Raw genomic sequence first — 13,867 nt, 5'->3', positions numbered from 1 at the left:
ATGAGGAATATGATGAAAACAGCTAATTGGAAAAACGAATCTATCTCTTTACTCACATGGCCCAAGGAGGCATTTGCTCGTATTCATGAAGCTGGAAAAAATGGTGAACTTCAATGTAATCATTGTGGTCAACCTGTTTATATGTATCTTGGAATCCATGAAGAACCATATTTTATTCATCGTGATTCTTCACGTCCTCCTTGTGTGGACAAAACTGAGAAAACGAATCCGGCAGTGAATGAAGCTTCAGTGGAATACGGAGGATTTCGCTTACCGCAATCCAGGTCCATTACCAATTGCTCTGATGAAACTATCTGGCAAGGACCAAAGTCCATTACAAGTCTGCCATCCTATAATGAAAAACATCTGCCTGGGGTGAATAGCAATCATCCATTCATCGACATTCTGAGTGCCCACGGCTGGTTATTGGACGATCAACAAGCAAATGCTGTCGTAACTGATGCAAGACATTTACTCGTTCTTGCAGGAGCAGGCAGTGGAAAAACCCGTGTTTTGACTGCTCGGACAGCCTTTTTACTATTAGAAAAACAAACGGATCCTAAATCGGTGATGCTCGTTACGTTTACATCTAAAGCAGCTGCTGAGATGAAAAGCAGGCTACAGCAAATGCCCGGTGTAACTCCCTTTATGCTGCAGCATGTATTTACCGGTACCTTCCATTCCATTTTTTATCGAATTCTTTTACAACATGAACCTCAAAAATGGCATTCAAGTAAATTGATAAAATTTGATGGGGAGAAAGAATATGTCCTAAAAATAGCAGCTTCAGAATTAGGAATCGATGAACGGGAATTTGCATTTGATCAAGCCTTACAGCAAATCAGCAGATGGAAAAACGATTTATTATCTCCTCAGGATATTCATCCTGCTGACGATTGGGAAGTCAATTGCCAGGAGCTTTATAAAAAATACGAATCATATAAAGAAATAAATAATAAATTCGATTTTGATGATATGCAAACAGGCTGTTATCAACTTTTAAAAGAGAATGAACAGATTCTTAATTTTTATCGAAACCGGTTCAAACACTTTCTAATCGATGAGTTTCAAGATATTAATAAGGTACAATATGAGATTGTTAGACTGCTTGCTTCAAATGCAGAATCTGCATGTTTTGTAGGCGACGATGATCAGGCCATTTATTCATTCCGTGGCAGTGATTCTGCCTTTTTACAAAACCTGAAGCTTGACTACGATTATCTCGAAACCATAATCTTGTCAGCTAATTACCGTTCTGGGCATAAAATCATTCAAACAGCCAACAAGATTGTTTCTCAAAATAAAACAAGAACACCAAAAAAAATGGTGGCTACACATGATCAATCACCTTCTCCGGTTTTATTTTATCCATTTGATGAAGAATCTGAGGCAATCATGATTATGACCGACATAACCGAAAAAATAAGGCATGGAGCAAACCCAGAGGATTTTGCGATTCTTTATCGTACCAATACAATGAGCCGTGCTATTTTTGAAAAGCTTGCATCTTCAAGTCTTCCATTTCGGGTGGATTCTGACTATGATTCCTTTTATACAAGAAAGACTGTGCGCAGTATTTTGGCCTTTATGAAAGCAAGTATAAATCCAGATGATCCGGGAATGCTACAGGATTTATTACCGCCGCTATATTTGAAAAAGTCGGCAGTCCAGGATGCTAAAGCTCTATCCATCCTGAATGATTGCACTTTGCTCGAGGCACTTCGATTCCTCAATAATTTAAAACCGTTCCAAATGCGAGCAATAGATAAAGCTGTCTCTGTCATCCATTCACTTAAGGATTTGTCTCCATCAACTGCTATCGAGATGATAGAAAAAGAACTCGGTTTTGGGGCCTACCTCAAAAAGCGGGGGAATGAAGGCAATAAAATGGACAAAGGGTCGGACGATATCAAGGATGTGAAAATTGCTGCAAGACGCTTTGATACAGTGCTGGAATTTATTCTTCATGCGGATCATATGACAGCCATGTCAAAAGAGATTAAATCAATGTCTAAAAAAACAATAAATGCTATTCAGCTGAGCACCATCCATCGTTCAAAAGGACTTGAATATAAATATGTTTATATTCTTGGCTGCGTAGACGGAAACATGCCTCATGATTATGCTCTGGAATCTTGGCGTGACGGTGACAGGAAACCTATGGAGGAAGAAAGACGGTTATTATATGTAGCGGTAACACGCGCATGCTCGGGATTATATATTTCCATACCGGAAAATAGACGTTCAAAACGGGCAAGATCTTCCCGTTTCTTAACGATTTTAAAAGGGGAGCCCTCTTACAAAGAAGAACTGATTACCAAATAACCGAGTAATACAGATCGGCAGTTTGAGTCAAATCAAATGTTCTTCATATGTAAAGGTGGCTCCTTTACTCATTTTTTATTATTCATCATATTGGCAATTGTATTAAAATCTAATGATTTCCCATCCTTAATGATTGATTGTACCAACTGGTCCTCTACATCCTTCGGTACAGGCTTGTTTGCAATTTGCGAAACCCTCTTAATGACGTTGCGGACTGTTTTTTCATCTTTAAAATTTGCATTTTGTAAGGAATTAGCCAGCTCCATTACATCTTTCATATTTACGCCTGTTTTCTTTTCCATATTTTTAAAGAATCCATTATCCATAATTCAGCCTCCTTATCGTTACTGCTATCATATGAAAGAAAATAGGAAAGGTGAGACTCATTTCTCCATGCAAAAAAGGGATTCAGTATAGACTGAAATCCCTTTCTTTCATTTACTAATTGTAAATACTTAATTAACAGTAGGGCATAGAAGAGGTTTTAGGTCTCTTCTATGCATTTCAATTATTATTAGCAGAAGCTAGCGCCAACAATAATTAACAAGATAAATAGTACAACGATTAGTACGAAAGTAGAACCGTAGCCACCGCCGTAGCTACCACCACCGCCGTATCCATAGCCGCCACCGCAGCTGCTTCCGCCGCCGCCGTATCCATAACAACCAAACATGTAAGTCACCTCGCTTTCGCTTAGTACACTCATAACATATGTTAAAAGTGTTTCCTCGGTTTGGGCTAATCTCCATATAAGAATACCCAAATATTAAAATCGGCAATAATACCTTGAATTACTGTAAATATATCTTTTACACTAAAAGAAAACAGTAAGGAGTCATACACATGGCTATAGAGTGGAAAGAAGTAACAGAATTAGAGGATGAACTATTAAGGAAAGCATTATCTTTATATCATGATTGTTTTCCTGAATACGTGCGTGAAGATGAATGCGTATTTTACGAGTCCATCAGACAACGCGAGAAAAATACACCTAACAAATTCCATTTTTTAGTTGGAATCCTAGACGATAAAGTAATCTGTTTCTCAACTGCCCATTATTTAGCTCAAGTAAATAGCGGTTACATTGTTTATATAGCAGCCGATCCGAAAGAACGCGGGAAAGGCTTAGGGAAACAAACACTTTTAAAAATGGAGAAACTACTTAAAGAAGATGCCGTACATGCTGGGTACCCATCCTTAAAGGGAATCTTCCTCGAAACTGAAAGAGAAATTGATGCGCAAAACGAAGAAGAATACAAAGAAACCATAAATCGCCTTCAATTCTTTAACCATCTTGGCTTTTCACCTATAAAAGGATACCAGTATGTCCAACCACCACTATATACTGGACAAACTCCGGTGCCTTTATATCTCGCATTTAAAAAGTTAACTCGCGGAGAAGATATTAATTATGATCAAGTTGTTACAGCAATCTATCATGAAAAATATCATAAAATGAATAAAATTTCCTTAGCTGTACTTGATGAATGCATAACGTCTCAGAGGAATATTTCGGAAACCATCCAATAGCGGAAACAAAAAAGGGTTCTTTGGGGGCATAGGTGCCTGAAAAGTGGTCGGTAGGTGTTTGATAGTAGAACTTTCCTCGGGACTTCACCTATCTTTCACCCGCCTATCCCCCTGTATAGCCCGGGCATAGGTGCCTCATAGGTCGGTTATAGCTGCTTTTCCCAGGACTTCACCTACCTTTCACCCGCCTATCCCCCGGTATAGCCCGGGCATAGGTGCCTCATAGGTGGGGTATAGCTGCTTTTCCCAGGACTTCACCTACCTTTCACCCACCTATCCCCCGGTATAGCCCGGGCATAGGTGCCTCATAGGTGGGGCATAGCTGCTTTCCCCAGGACTTCATCCACCTTTCACATACCTTTATCCCACCTATCGCACAATTTTGGCGCATACACAAATACCCCGGCCATCGCCGGGGTATTATATTTTAATAGGACTCCAGTTTAACTCGTTAATAGCAGTCTTTGGAATTAGCTACTCCTGGATTAATCAAATTTCACTAACTTTCTTTTTTAATTCTTCGTTTCTTAATAGTTCTTTCACCTTTTGATCCATTCTTTCGATTTCTTGAGCAGGGGTTTTCCACCAGTTTCTACTCCAGATTCTTTCGATTGTCCATCCTCGGCTTTCAAGGAATCTTTGACGATAGATATCCCGTTCTTTTGCATTGGCCGAGCTATGGTACATTGCTCCATCACATTCAATCCCCAAAATATATTTGGAAGAATCATTAGGATGGACGATGGCCATATCGATTCTGTACCCGGACATTCCTACTTGCGTATGGACTTCATACCCTAAATTTCTTAATTGATTATAAACCTGTTCTTCAAAGGGGGAATCAAAATGCAGTGCCAGTTCTTGTACATGTGTATTTACATTATCGTTAATTTCTTGGACAACCGACTGTATTTCCTCTCTGTTAGTACGTGAAACGGCTCTTACATATTTTAAATATGATTTAAGAAGCTTTGGTCCAATTTGTGCTGTGCCCGCAACATTCAGCTCTTCCGGCTCGATACTAGATACTACAATAATACGTTCCTTTGCTCTTGATACGGCTACATTCAATCTATTTTCTCCACCATATTGGTTAAGCATTCCGAAGCGATTATAGACCTTTCCTTCTTCATTTTTAGCATATCCTATGGAGAAAATAATGATATCTCGTTCATCACCCTGAACATTTTCAATATTTTTCACAAATACTCTTTCATCCAGTTCTTTTGACATCACTTGATTATAAGCAACATTGAATTCTTGATCGTTTGCAGCCGATTTTTCAATGATATCCAGTATTTTGGTTTGCTGTTTGGCATTAAAAGTAATAATACCGACAGTTTTATCGGGCTGCTTAATCAATGTTCCTTTTAATAGTCTATAGACCTCAAGTGCTTCTACTTCGTTTGATTGATTGATCCATCTGCCATTCACTTTTTTCCATTGGATAGCTGGAGGATCTTTTAAAGGCTCGACATTGGGAGCAATCTGAACATGTCCATTATAAAAAGCATGATTAGAAAAGTTAATGAGTTCCTCAAATTTCGAACGATAGTGCCACTGAAGAATTTTTTCTGGAAACCTTCTTTTCGCTAGATTTAATAAACTTTGCGATTCATCAACATCATATTCTTCTTCATCATCTTCATTTACAAAAGATGACTGGAACATATTAAATGGCGGCAATTGCTTTTCGTCTCCAGCTACAATTAATTGTTTTGCTCTAAAAACGGCAGGAAGACCGCTTTCCACTGTACATTGAGAAGCTTCATCGAAAATTACCAAATCAAATAAATCATCATTTAACGGGAAAATTGAAGAAACTATTTCGGGTGATGCCAACCAAACCGGCATTAAATTCACAAGACCCTTCTCAGTAAATTCATTCACTAATTTGCGCAGTGGCCAAATCATCCTCTTTTTCCCTGCCTGATGTTTAAGATCTCTCATTTCCCTCGGGTAAGCTTTCTTAAGCTCCTCGACTGATTGTGTCAATTGATGAATTAAATATTGGTTAGCAACTTCTCTTTTTCGGTCAACCAGTTGACTAAACTTTTCCCGTATCCTTGAAAATTCGCTCGTTGAAATCTTCTTAACTTCAGGATATTTATTTTCCGTTTCATCAATCCAATGAATATATGCCGAGTTTTTAAATAACTGGACCCAGTACTCCGGTAGAGCTTGTTCAGAAGCAGGACTTTTCATGCTGAGTTCTTGAATGATTTTCTTCGTGACCTCTGAACACTCTTCCCAATATGAATCCATTTGCTGTAAGTCCTCAAAATCTTGATGAATATACTCTAATAATTGATCTAATTCCTGTAATGGAATATCTCCATCCGCAATTCTGCTTTGATAATTTTCGATCATTTTTTCATCGAAATATTTTTTTAGCTGGTTGATTTCATCAGACATTTTCTTTGTTTCTTTACCTAATTGATTCATGATTATAAGGGCTTGCTTAATTTTGATCCAGTCTGCAGAACTTGTTCCTTTAAATTTTCCGCCCTCTAATAACTCTTCGATAATTGCTTTACCAGAAAAAGAGGTCCACCACCATATTCTCAAGCCTTGCAGTGTCTTTTTACCAGTACCCTCTAAATCAGGATAAATGCTATCTAACTTGTCACCTACCAGCCATGTATACGCAGGTGTAATTTTTTTGTAATCTAAGGAATCCAAATAATCAGAGGCGTTCTTCGCTTTCACAATTAAATCATTTAGAAGTTCTACTAGGTTAAGCTTATCTTTAATGGAAAATTGAGCGAATGATTTACGCTTTTTCAATTCGTAAGACTCGCTGCCGAATCGCTCGTACCATTCAGCATAACTGTAGATTTTTCCACCAATCTCATCTAGTACATCTTTATTTAACTCACTTAACACAGGTTTTAAATTTAGCATTTTGTCCATATGATCTAATGGTGTTGCTTTTCCGTATAAATCATATAAACGATACCCAAAATCCTGGTACTCATAAAGCCCTTTAGCAATATCATTTAACAGCTTTTCATGAGTAAACAAGCTATTTGATGTGGATTTCAAATCTTCAAGTGACCGATCAAATAATACTTTATTAGTCTCAAGAACCGCACTAATTTTATTATAAAGCGGCTTTCGATCTGTTTTTTCATCATGCACCAAAGCTATATGATTGGATAATCTCAGCCCGTCTAAGCGTTGGTATACTACATCTAGAGCAGCCCTTTTCTGACAAACTACTAATATTTTCTTTCCCTGACTAAGTGCGTCTGTAATTAAATTAACTATAACCTGAGATTTCCCTGTTCCAGGCGGTCCGTGAACAACAATCCCTTTCTTATATCTCGCTTCTTTTAATATTTCCTCCTGTGACCCATCCGTAACAAGCAAATTCATTATATCCGGTTCTTTAGTCTGATTATCTTCATTGTCATTGTTTAAATCTACTGCTGACTCAAACTCTTGTGGTTCTATCAATTCACTGACTAACGATGATAGATTAGCGTCCTCTGAAAGGTCTATCAAGGCATCAAAGTCTTTAACTAGTGAAGAACCGCCTTGTGGAAAGTTTCCGATAATCGCATTTTCCAATAGTACGATTCCAGTGGATTCAGGAATTTCATCCCTTTTATATTCTTTTAACTTTGTGAGTCCTTCATTAGAAAATGAAAGATTAATATCATGTGCTTGGAAGAAAGTATCCCATTTTTCCCTCTCATAAGACTTAGCGATTTCTGCAGCCTCTTCGAAAAATTCTTCGGTAAACTGGACACTATTTAATTTCTTAAACGCCAAAAATAAAGTGCGATTGATTTGCGGACCACCTTCTTCCACACGAATGATCCATCTCTGTGTATTTACCTTACTTTTTTCTAAACGGATTGGATATAAGAATAGGGGAGCCTGAAAAAAAGTCCCATCAGAGAGGCTTCCTGATATAAAGGGGTAGCCTAAATAAAAGTCGTGAATACCTGTTTCTTCTTCAATTCCTTTTATATTTCGCAATAAATCTGTGAGTTTTTTCGAAATGACCATTGAATCTTCATTCTCTATTGTTGGCTTAAGTAACGTAATTTCACCTTTAGACTGCATGACGATTTTCTTTACAATAGCTTCACTGATTTTTTCATTATTGTTTGATAACTTATCTAGTTCAGTTAAATCGAAACTCCATTTATTGTAGATTTTTAATAATCGAATAGAGCGATTACGACGACTAATATCATTCAATTTATCTCTCATATGAATTAGTTTTTCTTTCACCGTTTTACCTTCTTTCCAGATAAAAAATTCTACACCTCAAAAAGGAAGAGCATACGCCCTCCCCATAACTTATTGTTTTAATACAGAATATATTCAACGGAATTGGAGTGTTAGATCTTCTAAACAGGTATCAATTATCGGCTTTTTCAATTTTATAATACCATGAAAATGGAATTTTTCTTCCAAGTTACACAAATTACCAATCATACATTCCACATGCTGTTACTAGCCCTCTCCAGCGCGCTCTTACAACCGCTTTTGCATCATAAAGAATCCCCTTAGTCATAAACTTAAGGGGTTCTCTTTCATTAACCTTTTGGTTTAAAAATCAAGGCTGCGATAAATCCAAAAACTATCGCTGCCGTTATACCTGATGATGTAATTTTAAACATTCCGGTTAACACGCCAACGATGCCATGCTTTTCTGCTTCCTCTAAAGCACCGTTTACAAGCGAATTCCCAAAGCTTACTATCGGAATAGATGCCCCAGCACCTGCAAAATCCAATAATGGTTCATACCATCCAAAACCACCCAATATAGCGCCAATGACAACAAATGTCGAAAGAGTATGGGCAGGTGTTAATTTTGCTACATCAAATAGAAGCTGTCCAATCACACAAATAATGCCTCCTACAACAAAGGCCCAAAAAAACATTGCCAGCATATATGCTCCTCACCTTTCAACGCTATAGTCTTTCAATAGCAACTGCGTGTGCTATACATGGAATGGACTCCCCTTGCTGGAAGGTCAGCGGAGAAAGAAGCGCTCCGGTTGCTGCCAGTAAGATGCGTTTATATGTACCCTTTCTCATTTCATTAAGTAAATGGCCATATAGAACAGTCGCGGAGCATCCTGCACCGCTTCCACCTGATTTTACTGGTTGATCGTCTTTATAAATCATTAAACCGCAATCCCTAAATTTTTCTTTATTTAGCTTTAAGCCCTTCTGCTCCAGTAAGTCAAACGCAGTGTCATGACCAATTTTCCCAAGGTCACCTGTAACAACAAGGTCATAATAGTCCTCGTCAAGGTTTAAATCCCTGAAGTGATGATAAATCGTATCTGCTGCAGCAGGTGCCATCGCGCCTCCCATATTAAATGGATCCTTCAATCCCATATCAACAACTTTACCGATGGTTGCACTGGTTACAACGAGCTTACTTTCAGATGAGTTATCATTCTTCTCCACCAAGGCAACTCCCGCCCCCGTTACGGTCCATTGGGCTGTTGGCGGTTTTTGACCGCCATATTCTGTTGGATACCTGAATTGCTTTTCTACGGTTGTATTATGGCTTGAGGCACCAGTCAATATCTTGTTGGCACCGTCATAATTAATAATAAAGGATGCCAGTGCAAGGCCTTCCATAGATGTTGAGCATGCACCAAACAGCCCAAAATATGGGATGGCCAATGTCCGGGCTGCAAAGCTAGTAGGTGTGATTTGGTTAATTAAATCTCCCGCAAAGAAAAATTGAATATCACGAGTTTGCAATTTCTTTTTATCCAAAGCTTTTTGAACCGCTTCCTCAATTAATACACGGTTCGCTTTCTCATATGTTTTCTGATTTAGCCAAAGATCATCATGAATAATATCAAAATCATCAGCCAAACGGCCATTGCCTTCAAAAGGACCGACAGCTACGCCTGTAGAGGAAATGACAGGATGATTATGCAGCACCCAGGTTTGTTTACCAGTTAGCATATTAACCTCCTATAACCATTAGATAGATTTGCTTTACTAATGCAACGACAAATGCTGAAAAAACACCATATAGGATTACAGTTCCAGCCAATTTAAATATATTTCCTCCTACCCCAAGCACAAATCCTTCTGTTCTATGCTCAATCGCTGCTGAAATGACGGAATTACCAAATCCCGTAACCGGAACAGCACTTCCCGCTCCAGCAAATTGGCCAATTCGATCGTAAACCCCAAAGCCTGTTAATAACATAGCTAAAAATATCATCGTTGCTACAGTTGGGTTACTGGCTGTTTGCTCAGTAAAATTAAAATAAAATATATACATATACGTAATAACTTGTCCTAGTAGACAAAATAGCCCACCTACAAAGAATGCCTTAATACAATTCTTTACAACAGGACGTTTTGCTTCATATTTTTGTTCCAGCTCTTTATATTTTTGTTGTTCAGGGGTTAGTTTTTCATTCTTTTTATTTGCCATATGTACACCTGCCTATGCCATATCCTTCTGTAGTTTCATTATTTTATCAAACCATTTTCCAGCTTTTTTCTTAGAGTAACCTTTATCCTTCACATTCACGATTAACTCGACTGTTTCAAGAAATATTTTCATATCACTTGATACAGTAAAATCAAAGGATTTAAAGCTTTTCTTTAACTCCTTATCTAATTTACTTTCGATACTTTTCATTCGAAAGCGTTGCATATGCTTAACCTTGTACGCAACCAAAATATCTTTATTCTTTTGGACAACAGCCACATCGTAGATTTCTTTATGGGAAGCTACTTTCTCTTTTATTTTCTCTAATGGTGCCTTTGAATGATCACCAAGATAAACGGGATCTTGATCCACGGATTGAATAAGTGACATCTTGGCTTCTTTACTGCTTGAGTCACCGGAACATCCGCTTACTATTGTGAAAAACATAGCTATAATTAAAAATACAGAAATCCTTTTATTCATAGCACCTTCACCCCCTCATTACAAATTGAAATTATTATCCTGTATTGTTTGTTAAACACAGCATTTTATCCAATTTATTTGGAATAACATTAGATGTAGCTTAATTGCTGCATAACAACCTAAAATAAAAAAAACTGCTGACTAAACAGCAGGTTATGGTTGTAAACGACCTTTTTTATTATTTTTTGTACATCCACAGTTTTTTTTCTTTTGCTTGGAAGGCGTTCTCTTGATTTGGCTTGCTTTTTGTTTTGGTATCTTCATAAAAGGGGTCCTCCTTCCCTGATTAGGACTCATACAGTATAAGTATGTAGGAAGGTTTGGTTTGTCTAATACAGATAACCAGATCCGATACAGAAGTATTTTAAAAACGAACTATTTTTATTTCTTTTATTTGCCGCAATGTATATTTAATCCATTTCTTCCCAAACGCAACTTTAATATAGACATAATCCCCCTTTACTTTTTCAATCGTTCCCCTCAGCCGCTTCCCATCTTCCACTATAAAATCGCAGACCGGGCTCGACATGAGCAACGGCATTTTTGAGAGATAGGTGACTAATTCCTCCTTCGTCATATCCTCTATACGTTTACGCTTTGTTTTTCCATTCGCTTCACTTACATCCAATAAATCAGGCTCCCGTTCTTTCAGCAAATCAGTATATTGTTTCTTTTCTATCTCAAAGCTTAATAATGGGGGCTGCTGCTGCAAACTATCATCACTATTTCCCTCTTCAAGTCCTTCACGCGAATTATCTTTATCAGCAATATGTTGTTCCCATTCCTGTTGCTGATTAATTTTATGCATCAATTCTTTAGTCGCAGCATTTGTAAAAAAGTCATCTATTTCCACAATTTCTTCTTCACGCAATCGTCTCATTATTTGCTCCTTATCAAGCCAAGCATTTGCTGGCAGTGCACTATTAATCTCATTATGGCTCATATAGTTACCTCCTTAGCTTCTATCTGCTATATATATGTGCAAAAGACTGTAGATATATCTGAGCTCCCCTCTCTGCTGAAAGCGTTAATTATGGTTTATCATGACATTGCCTGCCCATAGCCAATTTTTCACACAAAAAAACCGCTCTCTAACAATTGCAGAGGAGCGGTTCATACTATTTTTATTTTCTTATTTAACGCTGTTTCATTTTTGGATCAAGGGCATCTCTCAGTCCATCACCCAATAAATTAAATCCAAGGACAGTTAACATGATAGCCAATCCTGGGAAAAAGAGCGTTCCGGGAGCCTGTACTAAAAAACCCTTCGAATCCGCCAGCATTTTTCCCCATTCAGGTGTCGGTGCCTGTGCGCCCAAACCGAGGAATCCAAGCGCCGCTGCTTCTATAATTGCTGTTGCAATCGCCAATGTTGCCTGAACAATAATTGGTGTCATACTGTTTGGAAGGATATGACGAAAGAGAATTCTTGAATCCTTCATACCAATTGCGTTGGCTGCCATAATATATTCCTCTTGTTTAACACTCAGTACTCTAGACCTTATGAGGCGGCCAAAATTCGGAATATTTATAATGGCGATTGCGATCAGGGCATTTTGCAGAGATGGCCCTAAAATAGAAATAATCGCGATTGCCAATAAGATACTTGGAAAGGCAAGAAGGATGTCAAAAAAACGTGAAATAATTGTATCAATCCATCCGCCATAATATCCAGCTACAAGCCCCATTATTGAACCTACTATAACAGAACCCAGTACAGAGAAAAATCCAACGGATAAGGATATACGCGCACCATATAATATTCGTGAAAGAATATCCCTCCCAAAGTCATCTGTTCCAAACCAATGTTCAGCAGATGGCGGTTTTAAACGGTCTGTCAAACTAACCTCCTTATATCCATAAGGAGCAATAATCGGAGCTAATAATGCCAATAATATAAAGAATAAGACGATACCAAGGCCCACCATTGCCAAACGATTACGTTTAAAGGCAGCCCATGATTCCCCCCATGGAGAAACCACTTTTTCATCCATTACCAATGGTGTCTCTTCTGTATTTCGTACTAATTCCCCCAATGTCTACACCACCCTTTATTTGGAGTATTTAATTCGTGGATCGACCAATGCATAAAGGAGGTCGACAACTAAGTTAATGAATACAAAAGCAGCCGCAATCAGTAAAATACCAGATTGAATAACCGGATAGTCACGATAGCCGATTGCTTCATATAAATAACGCCCTATGCCCGGCCAAGCAAAAATAGTTTCTGTCAGAATAGCCCCTCCAAGAAGTAATCCTGTTTGCAGCCCTATGACAGTTAAAACCGGAATAAATGCATTTTTCAAAGAGTGCTTGTACACCACCCAAAACATACTGACACCTTTTGCACGTGCTGTACGAATAAAATCTGATTTCATAACTTCAAGCATAGTCGATCTTGTCATCCTAGCAATAATGGCCATTGGAATAGTTGCTAAAGCGATACTTGGCATAATCAAATGCTTAACCGCCACAAAAAATTGATCGAAATCACCTTGCAGCAACGTATCCACCAAATACAAATTAGTTATCGCATTGATTGGATCTCTGATATCTTCACGTCCCGTTGTCGGTAACCAACCCAGCTGAAGGGAAAAAGCCCATTGCTCCATTAACCCCAGCCAAAAAATAGGCATGGATACTCCAATTAAGGCTAAGATCATAGCTAAATAATCAAACCAGGAATTTGAAAACCACGCACTGATGATGCCGGCATTTACACCAATAACGATGGCAATAATCATCGCAACTAGCGTTAATTCTAGCGTAGCAGCAATATATGGCCATATCTCACTAGTAATCTCTGCATTCGTTCTAATGGATGTACCCAAATCACCGGTAAACAAATTCTTAATATAATCTATGTATTGAACATACCAGGCTTTGTCCAATCCAAGCTCTTGAGTTAAAACTGCAATGGACTCTTTTGTTGCCCTTTGCCCTAAAATAACCTGTGCCGGATCTCCAGGAATGGCTCTGACAATGGCAAATACAATCAGCGTCATTCCAAACAGAACCGGTATAACAGACAGAATCCTTTTCATTGTATAAGAAAACATCTGTATGCACCTCCATAATAAACAGGCGCCCCTATATGAA

12 protein-coding genes are annotated in these 13,867 nt (G+C 38.2%); 2 read left to right on the top strand and 10 right to left on the bottom strand.

The window, feature by feature from the left end; all coding sequences use genetic code 11:
• Positions 1-9 precede the first annotated feature (9 nt).
• Positions 10-2,325, top strand: a complete 2,316-nt coding sequence (locus AC4BHA_RS03670) for an ATP-dependent helicase (protein ID WP_318839204.1) — start codon at positions 10-12, stop codon at positions 2,323-2,325.
• Positions 2,326-2,393: 68 nt separating this feature from the next.
• Here the strand turns inward: AC4BHA_RS03670 and spoVIF are convergent, their stop codons facing one another.
• Both spoVIF and AC4BHA_RS03660 read right to left on the bottom strand, forming a co-directional pair.
• Positions 2,394-2,651, bottom strand: coding sequence for a sporulation-specific transcription regulator SpoVIF (gene spoVIF / locus AC4BHA_RS03665; RefSeq protein WP_066101365.1), 258 nt, complete (start codon positions 2,649-2,651; stop codon positions 2,394-2,396).
• Positions 2,652-2,839: 188 nt separating this feature from the next.
• Positions 2,840-2,998: a YjcZ family sporulation protein gene (locus AC4BHA_RS03660; RefSeq protein ID WP_066101369.1), complete on the bottom strand. Its 159-nt coding sequence runs from the start codon at positions 2,996-2,998 to the stop codon at positions 2,840-2,842.
• Between the two features lie 170 nt (positions 2,999-3,168).
• On the opposite strand from AC4BHA_RS03660, the gene AC4BHA_RS03655 reads away from it, so the two are divergent.
• A complete protein-coding gene (locus tag AC4BHA_RS03655) occupies positions 3,169-3,855 on the top strand; it encodes a GNAT family N-acetyltransferase (RefSeq protein WP_490558183.1) in 687 nt (228 codons plus the stop codon).
• A 489-nt stretch (positions 3,856-4,344) separates the two neighbouring features.
• On the opposite strand, the gene AC4BHA_RS03650 is transcribed toward AC4BHA_RS03655, so the two are convergent.
• From AC4BHA_RS03650 to AC4BHA_RS03615, 8 genes are all read right to left on the bottom strand, one after another.
• On the bottom strand, positions 4,345-8,100 hold the full coding sequence (locus tag AC4BHA_RS03650) for an AAA domain-containing protein (protein ID WP_490558182.1): 3,756 nt from the start codon (positions 8,098-8,100) through the stop codon (positions 4,345-4,347).
• 308 nt (positions 8,101-8,408) lie between these two features.
• Positions 8,409-8,765 (bottom strand): stage V sporulation protein AE, encoded by a 357-nt coding sequence (gene spoVAE / locus AC4BHA_RS03645; RefSeq protein WP_066101378.1) that lies wholly within the window; start codon positions 8,763-8,765, stop codon positions 8,409-8,411.
• A 22-nt stretch (positions 8,766-8,787) separates the two neighbouring features.
• A complete protein-coding gene (gene spoVAD / locus AC4BHA_RS03640; RefSeq protein WP_490558181.1) occupies positions 8,788-9,804 on the bottom strand; it encodes a stage V sporulation protein AD in 1,017 nt (338 codons plus the stop codon).
• A 1-nt stretch (position 9,805) separates the two neighbouring features.
• Complete coding sequence (gene spoVAC / locus AC4BHA_RS03635) at positions 9,806-10,285, bottom strand: stage V sporulation protein AC (protein WP_066101382.1); 480 nt, start codon at positions 10,283-10,285, stop codon at positions 9,806-9,808.
• A gap of 12 nt (positions 10,286-10,297) precedes the next feature.
• On the bottom strand, positions 10,298-10,768 hold the full coding sequence (locus tag AC4BHA_RS03630; RefSeq protein ID WP_066101385.1) for a hypothetical protein: 471 nt from the start codon (positions 10,766-10,768) through the stop codon (positions 10,298-10,300).
• A gap of 364 nt (positions 10,769-11,132) precedes the next feature.
• Entirely contained in the window at positions 11,133-11,711 is a 579-nt protein-coding gene (locus tag AC4BHA_RS03625; RefSeq protein WP_066101388.1) for a hypothetical protein, read from the bottom strand.
• Between the two features lie 193 nt (positions 11,712-11,904).
• Positions 11,905-12,762 (bottom strand): nickel transporter permease, encoded by an 858-nt coding sequence (gene nikC / locus AC4BHA_RS03620; protein ID WP_066102359.1) that lies wholly within the window; start codon positions 12,760-12,762, stop codon positions 11,905-11,907.
• Positions 12,763-12,819: 57 nt separating this feature from the next.
• On the bottom strand, positions 12,820-13,827 hold the full coding sequence (locus AC4BHA_RS03615) for an ABC transporter permease (RefSeq protein ID WP_066101395.1): 1,008 nt from the start codon (positions 13,825-13,827) through the stop codon (positions 12,820-12,822).
• Positions 13,828-13,867 lie beyond the last annotated feature (40 nt).

The sequence above is a fragment of the Pradoshia sp. Z3_51 genome (assembly GCF_058215915.1).
This window is presented reverse-complemented; position numbering and strand designations above follow the sequence as displayed.